Below are 16,496 nucleotides of genomic sequence, written 5' to 3'. Positions count from 1 at the left end.
AAGTAGAAATTTTTCATCTTGGAAAATTGCTATTGGAAATTATTTGTTTTTAGCTTTTAGTTTAATGAATCCATGCCATCCCTGAATCTGGCGATCGCCCGTCTCACAAACACTGGCACTGACAACTTCGCCATTTGGGTGGTCAAAGCTCCCTATCCCAGTGGTTATGTTCTACGTGACTGTGTATGGCCTGATGAACTCACTCAATTCTGGCAAGAATGGCAGCAGATGTTTGCTGGTCATAGCCGTTTAGATATTTTCTCCCCTTCAACATCTGGACGGGCAAACCCATTGCCCATTGATTTTAGTTCCCCTACTTCAGGTCAGACAACAGGCCCTTACAGTAGTCGTCTGATGCAACACTTGGGAATGAATTTATGGCGTTGGGTATTCGACGGCGCAATTCTCGGTAGTTTAGAGCGCAGTCGCGGCATGGCAATGGGTCAGCATACACGTTTACGGCTGCGGTTGGAAATCCGTGACCCGGATCTGATCGCTTTACCTTGGGAAATTATGCAGCGTGAGCCTGGGCAGTCGGCGATGTCACTCTCCCAAGATTTGTTATTTAGTCGCACTAGTCACGAAGTTGACCCCCTGCCGTATTTGCGAACTGATCAAGCTTTAAATATTCTGTTGGTTTTAGGTCATGACGAAAAACTACAACTAGAACAAGAAGCCGCTATTCTACAGGAAACTCTGGCGGATGTCGCTCCTGTGGGTAGTAATTCCCAGAGATATGCACCCTGCATGGTAAAGACGCTTCTGCAACCAACGCCGCAGCAGTTGATTCAAGAGTTAGAAACCAGAGCATATAATGTTTTCTTTTACGCAGGTCATGGTCTGCCTGGCCCAGATGGGGGCTTACTGTTTTTACGACCAGAAATGACCCTGAATGGAATTGAATTAGCCCAAGTATTGACCCGTACAAGTGTAAAATTGGCGGTTTTCAACGCCTGTTGGGGCGCACAACCAGCTGCTATTAACCGCCAAGCTATAACTGCTAGCAGCTTAGCAGAAGTACTCATCCGTCATGGTGTGCCTGCCGTTTTGGGGATGCGCGACGTAATTGCTGACCACGAAAGCCACAGTTTTATTCAAGTCTTCACCGAAGCTTTGCGATCGCGTAAACCAATTGATGAAGCTGTAGCACAGGCTAGACAAGAATTATTAACTCTATATAAATTCAATCAACCAGCTTGGACTTTACCCGTTCTCTATCTACATCCAGATTTTAATGGCGAACTCATTAAAAGTTTTGATGAAGGGATTACCGAACTACCAGATACTGCTATCCCTGATATAACTTCTCCATTTCCCACCGCCTTTTTGCGATCGCTTTCCTCTAGTGGTCAAACTTGGTTTTTGCGTTCTGGAGTCACCCGCATCGGTCGTATGCAAGATAAAGATAACCATATCGTCATTCCAGAACGGTCAATTTCCAAACACCACGCGGAAATCTTATGCCGGAATAATTTCATTGATGCCACCCCGGTACAAGCTTATTACTTACGAGATTCCTCCAGATACGGAACTTGGATTACCAATTCTAATGGTTGGCAACATATCCTCCATGAGGAAGTACCCTTAAAATCAGGAATGCAGTTAAAGTTTGGTAGTGCTAGAGGTGAAGTCTGGGAGTTTATTATTGAAGACTCCTAGTTAAGGTACTGCAAAAATCAGGTTTTAATAATTAATTTCAGCCTTTACAATCTGCACTCAATATAGAGAAAAACAAGTTTAATTTTGCGGAAATCTGATTTTTGCAGTTGTAGCAGTCAGTACTGCCAATTAATTAACCGTGAGGCTACAAATGACTAACAAAATTAATAGCTCAGATACTTTTAACTCTTTGACGTCTCAAGTGGAATTAGAATTATTAGAAGCACTACTCGAACCAGATGATGGTACTTATCCCTGGAATCCAGCTGATGAGGAATCAGAAGCTTATTTTCATGATCTAGAGCAGCAGTTCGGGATGCAGGAATTGCTAGAGGATGAACTGACAACACGATCGCAAGATTTTTACAGCCATCTTGACACGCTTTGGTCTCGTATTTCAAATACTGTATACTACACAGATAATACAGAGCAAGCAATTGTGCTTAATCTTCAAGAAACTTTACACTGTAATTTTGCCAACTGCGTTCCGCAAGTGTGGCTCAATGCTATAGCCCAGAAAGCTGCTGAGATTTTTGCCTCCCGCCAATCAATGGGTGAGCAGCTAGTTGAGTGCGTTCAGAGCGTACTACCAACTTGGGGATCTGACGACCTTTTAGTCTTAGCTCGTCCTTTTGCCTACGCTATGCGAAGTAGTGAAGTGCAAAATGTTACATCTATTCTAAATAATGCTGATAATCGTGAGTGGACAGCTTTATCAGAAGTAGAGCAAGCAAAAGTTAGTTTAGCGATCGCTTACTATGCATTCAATCAACTAAACAATAGCTTTGAGTCTGAAGCGTAAATTCCGTAAGTTCCGTCTAAATATTCCTCTTTTATCCCTTTACTTTGATTCAATACAAGGGGCAACCATATTTGTTTGCCACTGGAGTGACGCTTGTCCAGTCAGTTTTAGAGTCTTATTTTTTATCCTTCAGGCATATACCCTCCAGAGTATTTTAACCATAAGGTTGTTACAAAAATAGCGCCATCTACACTAAGGCATAAAAAGAAATTTGAGTTTAACAAATCAGCAAGAGTAGAGACGCGATTATACTCTTACGAGAAGCCGCGCTCCCTGCGTCTACGCGTCTCTACAAGAGTTAAGAGTTATTATTGTCTCCCTTGTCTCCACTGTTCATTTCGGGCCAAGAAAGCGGGTAGCAAAATTTTGCGATCGCGTCGGTGATAACGCCCGTGCCTTGAGGATTGCGGCCATCAAAAACGCATAAGACAAAACTCCAACAACTACCAATAGCAAGGCGTTAATAGAGCCTGTAGCATTCCATAAAGCATGGAGTGCAGCAGCACTCAGATAGCCAACTGCGAGAATCTGCCAACTTCTACTGGGCTTGAGGACAGCTAAACCAATAAAATATCCCAGATAGCCACTGTAAGCCATATGTCCTGCTACAGAGCCTAAAATGCGAGGAATTAGTAGTTGCAAACCCACCAGTTGACCAGCTGCACCTATACCTACCTGTTGAGTGACATTACGAGTAACTTCTGGCACGTACTGCCCCAGAGTTTCTAGCAAGGTAAAACCCACAGCAGAAGCAGTTCCCAAAAGAATGCCATCCAAAGGTTCCCAAACACCGATGCGTTCTCGCCAAGGTGAAGACAATAATCTTCCGAAGAAAAACGCTCCTAGTACAGGCAAGGCTTTGAGTAATTCCTCCATCAACCCTGCACCAAAAAACATCCGGATAAGCAGCTCTGTGAAGGTGGTAGATTCTTGAGATGAGGGTAAGTTGCCAGGTAAGATGCCGCGAAACACGAAGATAAATAAAGTTAACAGGGGGCTGAGCAAAATCAGCGTTGTACTCAATGCTGTACCTACTAACACCCACCAAGGCTTTTGTTTACCACAGAGTTGGTAAACAAAATAGTAAGCAGCAGAAGCTATGTAAAATGCTACTATCACCTGATTGGCTTGTGGGTGACCTACCGTAGTAAACATCAGCACTACAAATACTACGGTTAGTATTCCCGGTACAAGATAAGCTTTACGAGTTAAATCTTTACCAGTAGAGATAATCGGAAACAGTTGAGTAAAGCTAACTGAATCCGGCTGCTTTAAATGCGTATGGTTTTGGTAGTTTGTTGCTGGCGGCAGTGGTCTAGCTTGATTAGCTGTCATCACCGTAGCTTGAGATATGGTGTCGTACTCAAAAACGAATTGCGGCCCATCAGCGCCTAAAGAAATGCGATCGCCTGGGTGCAATTCTTGACACCCATACAAACGCTGTCCATTTAAATAAGTGCCATTAGCGCTATTCAAATCACAAAGTAACCAGCTGAATGTGCTATCTGGGGATGAAGAGAGGGGACGAACCACTGCATGACGACGAGATACCATTCTGTGCATCATGGCATCCAAGACAACTTGGCAGCTAGGGTCGCGTCCAATTACCATCTCTTTACTGGGGGGCAACGAGTAGCGAGATTCTGACCCTAAAGCTGCCCCATTACCAGACACGAGCCGCAGAAATGCATTTTGTCTTGCGTTTTTGCCTGTCATCGAGTTGAGTGCGTTTCTAAAATTATTCTTAAAATACTTTGGCAGTGGGACTTAACCTTAGTCACACCAACAGCAGCATTGCTAAATACACTATAGCTTCACTTACTGCTAAGAAATTCAAATTCACCAAAGTATTTGATTAGCCTAAGCCGCTGCTAAAACTTATCTTAAAATTTCCATTTTAAAATTGCTTGATAAATGTTAATAAGCGTTTTAGCTTCTAAGAGTTTGTGCTGCCTAAGCCTGAGCTATCAGGTCTATTAATTCAGAATACATACGTTATCTAATTTTGACACGCCACTCAAAAATAATTGCACAGCAATTTATCAACTAATAGTAGTTTTTAGCACATTTACTTACATTTAAAAAATGTAATATTATCGGTTATCTGTTATTAGTTGTTTTCTGCCCTTAACAATTGACTACTGAATAGTGAAGATTACCATACTTATTTCACTTGAGTAATCCAAGTATAAATTAACTTTTGCAAAAAACTAATTGATTGTAGCCAAGTCTGGATGTTCAACCTTAGTTCCTAACACTTTGAGGAATTCTTCCAACCATCGGGGATGAGCAGGCCAAGCGGGTGCTGTTACTAGATTGCCATCAACTATTGCTTCATCTACTGGAATATTGACATAAATCCCACCAGCACTATGGACATCTGGGCTACAAGCAGGATAAGCAGTACATCTTTTCCCTTGCAGTACATCAGCAGCAGCTAATAGCTGCAAACCATGACAGATGGCAGCAATAGGCTTATTCGCTTGAGCAAAGTGTCGAGTAATTTCTAGCACTTGTTGATTAAGACGGATATATTCAGGAGCGCGTCCTCCAGGGACGACTAAAGCATCGTAGTTTTCGGCTTCTACTTCTGCAAATGTGGCATTTAACGTGAAGTTATGACCGGGTTTTTCGCTATAAGTCTGGTCTCCTTCAAAATCGTGAATTGCCGTCCGCACTTTGTCGCCAGCTTTCTTGTTGGGGCAAACTGCATGGACGGTATGCCCCACCATTTGCAACGCCTGAAAGGGAACCATTACCTCATAATCTTCTACGTAGTCCCCGACGAGCATTAAAATTTTCTTTACAGCCATATTTTGGTATCCTGATTTACTACTGAATAGTCAATAGTTTAAAGCTAATAGTAAATAGACCTTTATTAAGTAAATATTAATTTAAACTACATATCTTAAGTATTGTATTGTCCAATTAGTGAATTTCAATATGTTCCAGCACTTTCTGTGCCGTAACGCACAAATTAGAAGCGGTACATTAACAAAGTGCAGCCGAACTTTATTTACTGGTAATTTTACTTAATGTTTTAGTGCCTTACTAGTTAATAAAATTTATTTTTGAAAGACAAAGGCAGAATGGAAAGTTAATTAGAGTAGATTAAATTCTGCTATTGCTCTAGGGAAGTTTTTGTTTTCGTGTCCTGAACGGCTAAGTTTAATTAGGACAAAACGCTGTAATGGAGTTAAATTTGCCCACTGAGAGGGTGTGATGGTTAGACCTATTTCTTGAGCTTTTTCTTGAACACTCGCGGTTACAGTGCTAGAATCCATCCACGCAGGATGAGGCTCTATAGGTAATTGAGTAGGTGGAATGCCTGTACGTTCTAAAATCAAATGCTGGAGATACTTTTGGTAAGATTGAATTTCCGTTTCTGTGGTGCAAGCTAATTCAACTAAAGTTTGACGTTCAGCTTGAGTCATCTGGTTCCAATCAGATAATTTTAGCTTAATACCACAAGTATCTAATTTGTAGCGCACCTGCATAGGGATGCAACGCAAGGAATTAACAAAATCAGCTTCGAATTTAAAGAAATCTGTCATTAAATAAATAATTTTAATTTTGCTTATTCAAAAGTCTTAGGTCTATTTAAAGCAGCTACTTGGAATTACTTAAACGAATTATTAAGTAACTAATTGATAGAGCTAGTATAGCTATTCCTAAACCTATGATATCAATACCTGTTACTTTCCCCAAGTCAAGGATAATAATTTTTCTCGCTACAGCGATTAAAGAAGTTACAATAACTAATTCAACCTGAAAAACGTGTTTACGCAAATAAGCTGTAATATTTTCTAAAATTTCTAAAGCAATTAAAATATTTAAAAATAAACCGAAAATTTTAAATAATATTGTGTTAAACGTACCATAAGGTACTGTAAATAGTTCTTTAAAAATGTAGGTTGCTAAATCTGCGATCGCTACCAAAATTACCACTACCATGAAAACAGATAAAACCTTCGAAACGAGTACTTCTATATTTTCAATGAAGTGCATGAAGTTTTCATCTTTGGTAGCCGCTAACATTTGCCTAAATAACTTCTTCATCTGCGATGCCCCGTTTTTAAATAAAAAGCAAAAATACCAAATAAAAATCCTCTAGATTTATCTATAGGATTAAATAAAGAATTTTTTACCGATGTATTGTAAGTTTTTTGCCAGCTTTTTCTTTTAATAGCTAAAGCTAGTGCAGAAAAAATCCATTTTTACCGGATATTTTGCCTTTTTGTATATGTCAATGTATCAGAAATAATAGGTAATAGTCAAAAGTAAACAGTCAAAAAATATAATAATAATTATTGACTATTGACTATGAACGATTAACTAAATTACTGAGTATGAATTTTGTATTTAGGGATATACTTAGCAGCTTACCATTGTGAGGATTGAAGTTGATAATTTTTGACTTTGACTTCCAGAGAAATTGGTATTAGCTGTACAGCACAGGCTTTTAATTCTGGTTGTAGAGAATCGGGGCAAGATTCGGGATGCGTAAGGGCGTTGGCTTCGGCGTTGTTTGCCCATAGCGCACCCCAATGCATCGGGACAAACACTGTCCCAGGCGCGATCGCTTTTGTCACTTTTGCCGGAAACTTAGCTTTTCCGCGACGCGATCGCACTTCCACCAACTGATGATCTGCAATACCTAACTTAGCAGCATCACGGGGATGAATTTCGATAAACGGTTCGGGATGCATTTGGCGAATTTTATCAATTCGACCAGTGCGTGTCTGAGTATGCCAGTGACCGTAAAGTCGCCCAGTAGTCAACACAAAAGGATAATTGGGATCTGGTGGTTCTGCCAATCCCCGCGAGTAATATGCTCCAAATCGAGCGCGTCCATCAGGAGTATGAAAACGCAAATCTGTGTAAAGTCTTTTGGAGGGAGTAGGGAGTAGGGAATGGGGAGTAGGGGAAGAGGATGTTTCATTGCTACTCCCTACTTCCGATTGCTCACTCCCTATTTTCGGGTAAGGCCATTGAGTCGGGCCTTTTGCTTGTAATTGCTCATGACTAATACCCGTCATATCGCAGGGACGGTTACGAGTCAATTTGACAAACTCAGCATAAACTTCGGCAGAGTTAGCAAAGGCAAATTCTTTTACAAAACCCAACCTACGGCCAACCTCCGCAAAAATTTCCCAATCTGCTTTCGCTTCTCTTGGCGGTTGGCGGAATGCTTGACAAAGAGTTACCCGCCGTTCCGAATTTGTCATTATGCCAGTTTTCTCACCCCACTGGGCAGCTGGTAGCAAAACGTGAGCATAAGCAGTGGTTTCTGTAGGGTAGTAGGCATCTTGGTAAATTGTAAAAGGCGATCGCAACAATGCCTTTTTAGTCCGTTCTAAATCTGGCATACTCACAGCTGGATTAGTAGCAGCAATCCAGAGTAACTCTACAGTGCCATTTTCTAGCCCAGTAATCATATCCCAAGCAGTTAGTCCGGGATTCGGCGAAATCTGTCCTGGCTTCAGTTTCCAAAAATCTTCAACTTCTGCACGGTGCTGAGGATTTTTGACCAACCGATAACCAGGTAACAAATGCGCCAAACCCCCAGCTTCTCGTCCTCCCATCGCGTTCGGCTGACCTGTAAGCGAAAAAGGGCCTGCACCTGGTTTACCAATTTGTCCTGTCATCAAGTGCAGATTAATAATAGTTCTGACTTTAGCTGTACCCTCTGAAGATTGATTTACACCCATTGACCACAGCGACAATACCCGCTGTGATTCACCCCAGTATCGGGCTGCTGTTTCTAAATCTTCGATGCTAATTCCACATTCACGAGCCACAACTTCTGGTGGATAATGCCGAATTACCTCAGCATACTCAGAAAAGTTACTCGTGCAATCGTCGATGAACATCGTATCAATGTAGTTCCAGCGCATCAATAAATGAGCGATGCCATTTAACAAATCAATATCCGTTCCAGGACGAATCGCTAAATGTAAATCAGCTGCTTCTGCGGTCGGTGTGCGACGAGGATCGACCACAATCATTTTGACTTTGCGGTTCTTTTTGTGATATTTCTCTAATCTGTTGAAAACAATTGGATGACATTCAGCTGTATTCGTGCCAATTAAAAATGCACAGTCGGTTAATTCCAAATCTTCGTAACAGCAGGGTGGGCCATCTGAGCCAAAGCTTTGAATGTATCCAGATACAGCGCTAGACATACATAAGCGAGAGTTAGCATCAAAATTATTGCTGCCCAGACAGCCTTTCATCAGTTTCTGAGCTATGTAGTAATCTTCGGTTTGAAACTGGCCAGAACCGTACATACATAAGGCTTCTGGCCCTTGGGTAAAGCGTACTGTTTGAATCCGCTTGGTGATGAGATCAAAAGCCTCGTCCCAACTAACGCGGCGAAACTCCTGATCTAGAGAGTCTCGCACCATTGGGTAATGTAGTCTATTTTTATCTAAAGATTCAGCGATCGTTGCGCCTTTGACACAAACCATTCCCTGGCTAGATGGATGCGCTTTATCTCCCCGCACCCGCCAAGTGGGATTTCCTTGGGTATCTCGATTAGTTGCTTTACCAAGTTGTGCTGGAGGCGTAACTTCCAGTCCACAACCAACACCACAGTAAGGACAAAGGGTTTTAGTAACTTCAGTCATGGTAGTTGCACCGTGTTCACTGATTTTTTAACTGTTGAAAGCTAAGGTTTGTAGAGATGCAATTACAGTGAATTGCTGTAGTTTTCAACTTTGAATATTTAAGTATTGGCATAAGTAAATATTGGAGATGCTCATTCAAAAAAGCTGATAATATGAGTTAAGAAAAAGCTTAACAATTCAGTTTATTTTAAATACAAAAACTAGCTGAAAGTATTTTTACTCATTAAACAATAAGTGAAATTATGAAAATGTTCTTCATGATACTTTTTATCAAAAATAAGCATCTTTATCTATAAAAAATATTTAAGATGGCAATAAAATAAATCTTGTAATCTATGGCTAAATCATAAACTAATATCTTTCAAAATTTTCTAACGTAATCATTGAAAAACCTGATTTATAGCATCAAGCCTACTAGACAACTTAGTAGGCTTGATATTTTCAATTTTTAATCCATTGTTAATCTTATTCTTCCACCAGCAACTTAGATTTTATAGCCGCCGATTCTGCTAATTCACCCTCATATGCGCCAGCAAAAGAACCTTTTGGTTCTTTGAGGAAGAAGGCACACATAAAAGCACAGATGATAGCACCTAAACCCATCGTACTAAATAGTGTGCGTGCATCAGTTAAACTGAAAATTGTCAGATAAACTACGCCACCAAAATTACCGTAAGCTCCAACATTTCCAGCAATTTGTCCAGTGGCTTCCTTTTTAATTAGGGGTACTATACCGTAAGTTGCACCACAGCCAGCTTGAGCAAAGTAGGCTGCAATCATAGTGACTGCGATCGCTAAAGGAATCGGCCAGCTACTATTAATAAAATGTGCTACCAAATAGCTAACACCGATGCCAACACTAATAGCAGTCATTGTCCATTTGCGAGAGCCAAACTTATCAGAAATTAAGCCACCACTAGGACGAGAAATTAAGTTAAGGAAGGGATAGGTAGCGGCAATCATTGCAGCAACCACGTGTTCTAAACTAAAGGTTTTTTCAAAAAAGGCAGGCAGCATCGAAACGACTGCTAACTCGCTGCCAAAATTTGTAACATAGGTGAATTCGAGTAAAGCTATTTGACCAAACTGAAAGCGTTCTGAGGCAGGATAAGTTCTCTTACCAATTAAAAGTTCACGGTTTACCTGCCAAGCTTTGTAAGTTTGGTAAGCAAATAATGCTGCTAATAGCACCCAAACCAGATACATTTGACTGAGAGTTAAAAAGTGAATATTTTTTTGTTCCAAACGCCAAGCTAATAAACCCAGGGCGAAAATTAAACCAAAATTGGAGATAATCATTGCCCAAAAGCTTTTGACACTTGTCACTTCCAAAGAACCATTTTTCTTAGGTTTTTTGTAGGTTTTACCAGTAGGTGTATCTTGGACGCTGTTGTAATAGATAATGCCGTAAATAGCAGCAATGATTCCTGTGAAAGCGATCGCTAAACGCCAGTTAGAAGCACCACCAGCCAAAAAGCTAGTAGAAACTGCAATTATCGGTAAACCAAACTCTGCCCCAAAAGCACCAAAATTTCCCCAACCGCCATAAATACCTTGAGCAATTCCCATCTCCTTGGGAGGGAACCATTCCGACACCATGCGGATACCAACCACAAATCCAGATCCCACAATTCCCATCAGCAAGCGACTGACTACTAGTTGGTTAAAATCTTGCGCCAGCGCCGTAGCTAAACAGGGAACAGCAGCAAAAATCAGCAGCATCGAGTAAGTTATTCTGGGGCCAAAACGATCCAAAAGCATCCCAATGATGATCCGCGCTGGAATCGTCAGAGCAAGGTTACAGATAGCCAAAGTTTTAATTTGTTCAGGCGCTAAGTGTAGCTGCTTGCCAATCGTTGTTGCAAAAGGAGCGAAATTAAACCAGCAGACAAAGGTGAGAAAAAAAGCAAACCAAGTCCTATGTAAGATGTTGTAGCGTCCAGTAAATGAAAATAATCCTTTTAGCATTCAGCCGTTCCTTTTTAAAAAACCGAAAAATTGCATAGAGAAACCTGTGGGCAATAGTGCGATTGCCCGGATTAGGTATTGGGAATTGGGTATTAGGGACTGGGGATTAGGGATTGGGAATTGAGTATGAGATATTAGGAATTACTGATTAGTATTGGGAAAAATCTATTATTATCTCTTTCCCAGTACCCAGTCCCCAGTCCCTAGCCCCCAATCACCATTCAGACTGTTACTGCTTCTCGCAAACGTGCGCCAAATTGTTCAATCAATAGTTCTCGCATGACTGACTGCAAGTCTTCGCATGGTATGCCTTTAGTGACACAAGTCCCTAGATGAGCATCTTTGCCAACTTTGCCACCCATATAGATGTCAACCGCTTCTACGGTTTTGCCATTTTTACGAGTTTTAGTACCCATTAAGCCGATATCTGCAACTTGCGGCTGTCCACAAGAGTTAGGGCAACCTGTCCAGTGAATTCGCACTGGTTGAGTGAGTATTAACTCTGCTTCTAATGCTTTGATCATTGTCAGAGCGCGGTTTTTGGTTTCAATCAGGGCGAAGTTGCAAAATTGTGCGCCTGTGCAAGAAACTAGCGATCGCGTCAATAAACCAGGATTAATTGAAAACCTTTCTAGCAGTGGTTCTGTTAAAAATGTTGCTAATCGCGAGTCAGAAATATTGGGGATCACTATATTTTGCTCAACGGTCAAACGGATTTCGCTACTGCCGTAAACTTCTGCCAGACGGGCGATTTCAAACATATCTTCGGCATACAGCCGACCAACAGGAATGTGCAAGCCTGCGTAGTTTAATCCTGGTTGTTTTTGTTTGTATACCCCGATGTGGTCGCGTTTTTCCCAATCAATTTCATCTTTGGCTGCTGCGGGTAGCAATGATTTACCCAGACGTTTCTCCACTTCCAAGCGAAACTTTTCTAAACCCCATTCATCAATTAGCCACATCAAACGGGATTTTTGCCGATTAGCGCGTGGGCCATTATCCCGAAAGACTTCCAAAACAGCTTTACATACAGCCACCACATCTTCTGGAGACACCCAAGCATTCAGAGGAATCGCCGCTTCACAACGTTTAGCAGAGAAAAAGCCACCCACGAGGATGTTGAAGCCGAATATTGGTGACTGGGGATTAGCGATTGGGGATTGGGAAAATTCTTGCCCAGTACCCAGTCCCCAGTCACCAATCCCTTCTTTAAAGGCTGGAACAAAAGCTAAATCATTGATTTCCGCGTGAACTGAATTGTCTCGTCCACCAGCGATCGCAATATTAAACTTACGTGGTAGGTTGCTAAACTCTGCGTTTCCTTCGCCTTTGTTGGTGAGCATATCTTGAATTTGCTGCACCAACTCACGCGTATCATACAGTTCATCTGCATCCAACCCCGCCACAGGATCACCTGTGATATTGCGGATATTGTCCATCCCTGACTGGACGCTGGTTAATCCAACTGCGTGAAATCTATTAAAAATATCTGGTAAGTCTTCAATTCTGATACCCCGCAGTTGAATATTCTGCCTTGTAGTAATATCAGCGTTGCCGTCATCTCCGTATCGCTGCACTACTGCCGCTAAAACACGCATTTGGCTGCTCGTCAGAATACCATTAGGCAACCGCAGGCGCATCATAAACTTACCTGGAGTAACTGGGCGAAAAAATACACCCACCCACTTTAGTCGATGATCACGGTCTGTTTCGTCCATTGCCTCCCAGCCGAGGGCAGCAAATTTCTCTATCTCACCCTTGACGGCGAGTCCGTCTTTTTCTGCTTTGAATTTCTCAAATTTGTTGAGGCTAGTTGTAGTAGTAGTTACAGTGTCTGTCATAAGCTGACTCTCATTGCAAATTGGTGATGCTGGTGATAACTTGTGGAGGTATATTGCCTAATATCAATCAACCCGTAGTTTCATTAGTTGTGCTGTATCTACGAGAGTTAGTAATAAAAAACTTTTATTCTGTTACGGGTTATTATCTGTACTCAAGAACGTTCAAACGTCAAACCTATGACAGGTAAGAGGCCTGTCCTAAAATCCGTAATTATTTAGGAAGAATTTGTCGTTATTTACATCTTGGGAATTTGTCAAGCAGATTTGGTTACTGTTCATGTAACAATTTCGATACTCTTAAGTTAAGCTCGAATTTCTGTTAAAATCGTATAAATTGTTACGATTTTTTAGTAAGATTGCTCAAAATGCATTAATAATATGCGTTTATTGCATTAAAGCTAATCAATAAGTGGTGTAAAACGCTTACTGACAAGTATTTGAAATGATTACTCTTAGCTAAAACTTAAATATTTTTTCTATGAAACGTCGTGATTTTATTAATTGGGTAGGTTTGGGCTGGATTGCAACTTCTCTACCTGTAGCGATCGCTGCCTGTTCTTCCGAGTCAACTACACCAAAAACTTCAGCATCTGGAGATTGGCAAACGGTTGGTACTTCGGCAGAATTAGATAAGGCTGGTCAATTACTTGCAAAGAATTCACCCGTCGGGCCTGTGTTGGTAGTTGGCACATCTAAAACCGCAATGACTGCTGTTGATCCTACTTGTACTCACAAAGGTTGTACGGTGGTATGGCAAGCACAGACAAAAAAATTCGCCTGTCCCTGTCATCATTCAGAATTTGGGATTGATGGTAAGGTACAAAAAGGCCCAGCCACAGAACCACTAAAAACTTATGCTGCCAAGATTGAAAGGAATTCAGTTGTAGTTAAGCCAGTTTAGTGTAAAAAGGCAGAAGGCAGAAGATTGAGAATTCGAGCAGGGTGTAGTGGATAATAATATCAAGCAGCTTTTGGTGCAAGCGCAGGCGGCGCATGATGCAGCTGATTGGTCATTGCTGATTCAATATCTGCAACAGTTAATTTTGCAGGTTGACTCTAGGCAATCAGATATAGTTAACAATCAAGAATATCTCCTGGAATTAGCACTGGCAACTTTAGAGATGGGAGATTTTCAGCAACGCTGGGAAATTGCTAATGTATTGACTAGTCTGGGAAATATTGCAATCGAACCACTTGTAGAAATATTAGAAGATGAAGAGGCAGAAGAAGAATTGCGGTGGTATGCAGCAAAGACTTTAGGCGAATTTCAGCACCCAGATGTCATAGCGCCTCTAGTAGAATTGTTGAAAACTGGTGAGGATGAAGAACTCAAAGCGATCGCAGCTACAGCATTGGGGCAAATGGGTACTCTGGCAATTCCCGCACTCTCTAAACTTTTAATAGAGGAAGATACAAGGCTTTTAGCAGTGCGATCGCTTTCTTGCATTCGCCAAACAGAAACCATCACAGCTTTGTTGAGTGTAGTACAAGATTCACAAGCCGCAGTCCGCAGTGCTGCAATTGAAGCCCTCAGCAGCTTTCATGACGAACGTGTACCACCAATACTGTTGAATGCATTGGATGATCTAGCCGCTCCAGTCAGACGTGCAGCAGTACTGGGTTTAGGTTTTCGTCCCGACTTATGTGAAACATTCAATTTGGTGACGAAACTGCAATCTAAGCTTTATGACTTTAATCTTGAAGTTTGTTGTGCCGCAGCAACTGCCCTTTCCAGGATGAATTCTCAGGATGCTGCTAAGGAATTATTTCAGGTGTTGATATCACCACAAACACCAATAAAGCTACAGATTGAAACCATCCGCGCTTTGAGTTGGATGGAGACACAATCGAGTTTAAAATATTTACAACAAGCATTTAATCAAAGCCAATCAGAGACAGTTTGGCTGGAAGTTGTGACAGTTTTGGGGCAAATCCAAAAGTCGCAGCAATTAACTACAGATATTTTGCTAGACATACTGCAATCAAAGCATCCAAGCATAGAAATTTCTAGCATCAAAAGTGCGATCGCTTTGTCTTTAGGACAGTTAGGCAATATACAGGCAATTGAACCCTTGATTTTGCTACTAGCAGATGCAAATGCATCAGTGAGACTCCATGCGATCGCTGCATTGAAAAATCTGGACAGGGAAGCCGCTTATCAAAAATTGCAGGAATTAGTAAATGATGGCGCACTCACAGCAGAGTTGCGAAAAGGAGTAGCGATCGCGCTGGCGGAGTGGTAACTTTTTTTTCAAAAGATGAAATAAATTCTCTATCCTCAATAGTAATATGCAAGCTTAACAAAAGAAAACTAACAATTATGTTTTATCCAGTTTCCCCCTTTGTCTTGAAGTAATTCTAGCGAAATAAATAACTCACCGTAATTCAAGTATTTGCTCCGAAAAAGTTTTTTCACAATATCTGGTAAGTCATCCATAGCTATATCATTTGGTTTAAATACCTTGCTATTAATTCGGATATTGATATCTGCTATATTAGCAATATCTTTAAATAATATTGCATTTTGAAGATAATAACCTTGGTCGCATAAAATATACTTTACTTTGTCATAAGTTCTGTAAACTACACCCCGTTTAATAACGTCTACTGTTACATACAGACAATTTTCTAAAGATATAGTTTTGGTATCTTGCCATATCTCTTCAAATCTTTCGTTAATAAATGCACTTACAGCAGAATCTACTGGGAGTTTTAACTGCTTGCTCATTGTCGTCATTCCAGAACGGAAGAAGGTGACAAACAAATTTGGATCACACATATAAATAGCTAGTGATGGACTAGTATTGTATAATTTGACTTTTAATTTGTCTTGTTTTCCTTTTTCTTCCAGCTTTTTAATTATTTTCTGTATCTCTCGAAAATTTATATAAATTCTTTCTGCGATATTATTAAATTCACTAGATACAGCTTGTAATTCTAAACAACGAGCTTCTACTAAATCTTTATTCTCAGGATTAAGCAATAAAATCTCAATCTCACTATCATTAGTTTCAATATACCTTAAAATAGCTTGAGCGAATTTTTCTTTGTAAACACTATCCCTCAATAATTCTGTCCAAACTTCCAGTATTCTGATAGGAACAACAGGATTAGGAGAAAATCTATTTAAAGTTTTTGCTTCCATGATTGTATTAATAAAATCGTATTTATCAAAGCAATCCAATTTCACTCCTTGCTGATCATCTAATTCTTTAAGACGATAAAAAACAATATCAAAAGCTACAAAAGCACATACTGCACCTAACAAATTAAAACCCATATTTTGCCAAACATTAAACCAATCGAAGTCTTTTGTACTTAATAAAGGTGAGAAAATTAACAATATTGACATTATAGAAAGAGCAGAACCAACTTTGACAAATGGAGTACGAAGTAGATTTTTAATTTTTGGTATATTCAAAGAAAGTCTTTGCTTTCTTAATTGTCTCTTTTGATTTTGTAATGTAAGTTTGATTAGATTCATTTCCATTGTAATTCTCCTTTATTTACAAGTGAATTTCTATCTGAAAATTATTCTCATCACTAACCTGCAATGACTTAATTACCTCGAAAACTGAAATTATATATTTCGAGATA

At 40.4% G+C, this 16,496-nt stretch carries 12 protein-coding genes; 4 read left to right on the top strand and 8 right to left on the bottom strand.

What is annotated here, in order from left to right; translation table 11 throughout:
- The first annotated feature begins 72 nt into the window (after nucleotides 1–72).
- Both WKK05_RS24705 and WKK05_RS24700 read left to right on the top strand, forming a co-directional pair.
- A complete protein-coding gene (locus WKK05_RS24705; RefSeq protein ID WP_341525693.1) occupies nucleotides 73–1,659 on the top strand; it encodes a CHAT domain-containing protein in 1,587 nt (528 codons plus the stop codon).
- 151 nt (nucleotides 1,660–1,810) lie between these two features.
- Nucleotides 1,811–2,461, top strand: coding sequence for a hypothetical protein (locus WKK05_RS24700; RefSeq protein WP_341525692.1), 651 nt, complete (start codon nucleotides 1,811–1,813; stop codon nucleotides 2,459–2,461).
- Between the two features lie 333 nt (nucleotides 2,462–2,794).
- Here the strand turns inward: WKK05_RS24700 and WKK05_RS24695 are convergent, their stop codons facing one another.
- The 7 genes from WKK05_RS24695 to WKK05_RS24665 form a co-directional block, all read right to left on the bottom strand.
- Nucleotides 2,795–4,177 carry a PrsW family glutamic-type intramembrane protease gene (locus WKK05_RS24695; protein ID WP_341525691.1) on the bottom strand — a complete coding sequence of 461 codons (1,383 nt, stop codon included), beginning with the start codon at nucleotides 4,175–4,177 and terminating at the stop codon, nucleotides 2,795–2,797.
- A 494-nt stretch (nucleotides 4,178–4,671) separates the two neighbouring features.
- Complete coding sequence (locus tag WKK05_RS24690; RefSeq protein ID WP_341525690.1) at nucleotides 4,672–5,274, bottom strand: DJ-1/PfpI family protein; 603 nt, start codon at nucleotides 5,272–5,274, stop codon at nucleotides 4,672–4,674.
- 288 nt (nucleotides 5,275–5,562) lie between these two features.
- Nucleotides 5,563–6,015, bottom strand: a complete 453-nt coding sequence (locus tag WKK05_RS24685; RefSeq protein WP_341525689.1) for a nitrate reductase associated protein — start codon at nucleotides 6,013–6,015, stop codon at nucleotides 5,563–5,565.
- A gap of 55 nt (nucleotides 6,016–6,070) precedes the next feature.
- Nucleotides 6,071–6,520 carry a phosphate-starvation-inducible PsiE family protein gene (locus WKK05_RS24680; protein WP_341525688.1) on the bottom strand — a complete coding sequence of 150 codons (450 nt, stop codon included), beginning with the start codon at nucleotides 6,518–6,520 and terminating at the stop codon, nucleotides 6,071–6,073.
- A gap of 323 nt (nucleotides 6,521–6,843) precedes the next feature.
- Nucleotides 6,844–9,090, bottom strand: coding sequence for a nitrate reductase (locus WKK05_RS24675; RefSeq protein WP_341525687.1), 2,247 nt, complete (start codon nucleotides 9,088–9,090; stop codon nucleotides 6,844–6,846).
- A 465-nt stretch (nucleotides 9,091–9,555) separates the two neighbouring features.
- On the bottom strand, nucleotides 9,556–11,058 hold the full coding sequence (locus WKK05_RS24670; protein ID WP_341525686.1) for a NarK family nitrate/nitrite MFS transporter: 1,503 nt from the start codon (nucleotides 11,056–11,058) through the stop codon (nucleotides 9,556–9,558).
- Between the two features lie 221 nt (nucleotides 11,059–11,279).
- Entirely contained in the window at nucleotides 11,280–12,899 is a 1,620-nt protein-coding gene (locus WKK05_RS24665) for a ferredoxin--nitrite reductase (protein ID WP_341525685.1), read from the bottom strand.
- 478 nt (nucleotides 12,900–13,377) lie between these two features.
- Between WKK05_RS24665 and WKK05_RS24660 the strand changes: the two genes are divergently transcribed.
- Complete coding sequence (locus WKK05_RS24660; RefSeq protein WP_341525684.1) at nucleotides 13,378–13,800, top strand: ubiquinol-cytochrome c reductase iron-sulfur subunit; 423 nt, start codon at nucleotides 13,378–13,380, stop codon at nucleotides 13,798–13,800.
- A 46-nt stretch (nucleotides 13,801–13,846) separates the two neighbouring features.
- Nucleotides 13,847–15,142: a HEAT repeat domain-containing protein gene (locus tag WKK05_RS24655; protein ID WP_341525683.1), complete on the top strand. Its 1,296-nt coding sequence runs from the start codon at nucleotides 13,847–13,849 to the stop codon at nucleotides 15,140–15,142.
- Nucleotides 15,143–15,210: 68 nt separating this feature from the next.
- Here the strand turns inward: WKK05_RS24655 and WKK05_RS24650 are convergent, their stop codons facing one another.
- The gene (locus WKK05_RS24650; protein ID WP_341525682.1) at nucleotides 15,211–16,389 is read right to left on the bottom strand and encodes a hypothetical protein; all 1,179 of its coding nucleotides are present in this window, start codon (nucleotides 16,387–16,389) and stop codon (nucleotides 15,211–15,213) included.
- Nucleotides 16,390–16,496: the final 107 nt, after the last annotated feature.

The organism is Nostoc sp. UHCC 0302, assembly GCF_038096175.1.
Classification (GTDB): domain Bacteria; phylum Cyanobacteriota; class Cyanobacteriia; order Cyanobacteriales; family Nostocaceae; genus UHCC-0302.
Note: the sequence above shows the minus strand (reverse complement) of the source record. Positions and strands in the feature narration are given on the sequence as shown.

Excerpts from the sequence above, each read along its gene's own strand:
- WKK05_RS24705 (WP_341525693.1), top strand. The coding sequence starts at position 73 with ATGCCATCCCTGAATCTGGCGATCGCCCGTCTCACAAACACTGGCACT.
- WKK05_RS24700 (WP_341525692.1), top strand. The coding sequence starts at position 1,811 with ATGACTAACAAAATTAATAGCTCAGATACTTTTAACTCTTTGACGTCT.
- WKK05_RS24695 (WP_341525691.1), bottom strand. The coding sequence starts at position 4,177 with ATGACAGGCAAAAACGCAAGACAAAATGCATTTCTGCGGCTCGTGTCT.
- WKK05_RS24690 (WP_341525690.1), bottom strand. The coding sequence starts at position 5,274 with ATGGCTGTAAAGAAAATTTTAATGCTCGTCGGGGACTACGTAGAAGAT.
- WKK05_RS24685 (WP_341525689.1), bottom strand. The coding sequence starts at position 6,015 with ATGACAGATTTCTTTAAATTCGAAGCTGATTTTGTTAATTCCTTGCGT.
- WKK05_RS24680 (WP_341525688.1), bottom strand. The coding sequence starts at position 6,520 with ATGAAGAAGTTATTTAGGCAAATGTTAGCGGCTACCAAAGATGAAAAC.
- WKK05_RS24675 (WP_341525687.1), bottom strand. The coding sequence starts at position 9,090 with ATGACTGAAGTTACTAAAACCCTTTGTCCTTACTGTGGTGTTGGTTGT.
- WKK05_RS24670 (WP_341525686.1), bottom strand. The coding sequence starts at position 11,058 with ATGCTAAAAGGATTATTTTCATTTACTGGACGCTACAACATCTTACAT.
- WKK05_RS24665 (WP_341525685.1), bottom strand. The coding sequence starts at position 12,899 with ATGACAGACACTGTAACTACTACTACAACTAGCCTCAACAAATTTGAG.
- WKK05_RS24660 (WP_341525684.1), top strand. The coding sequence starts at position 13,378 with ATGAAACGTCGTGATTTTATTAATTGGGTAGGTTTGGGCTGGATTGCA.
- WKK05_RS24650 (WP_341525682.1), bottom strand. The coding sequence starts at position 16,389 with ATGGAAATGAATCTAATCAAACTTACATTACAAAATCAAAAGAGACAA.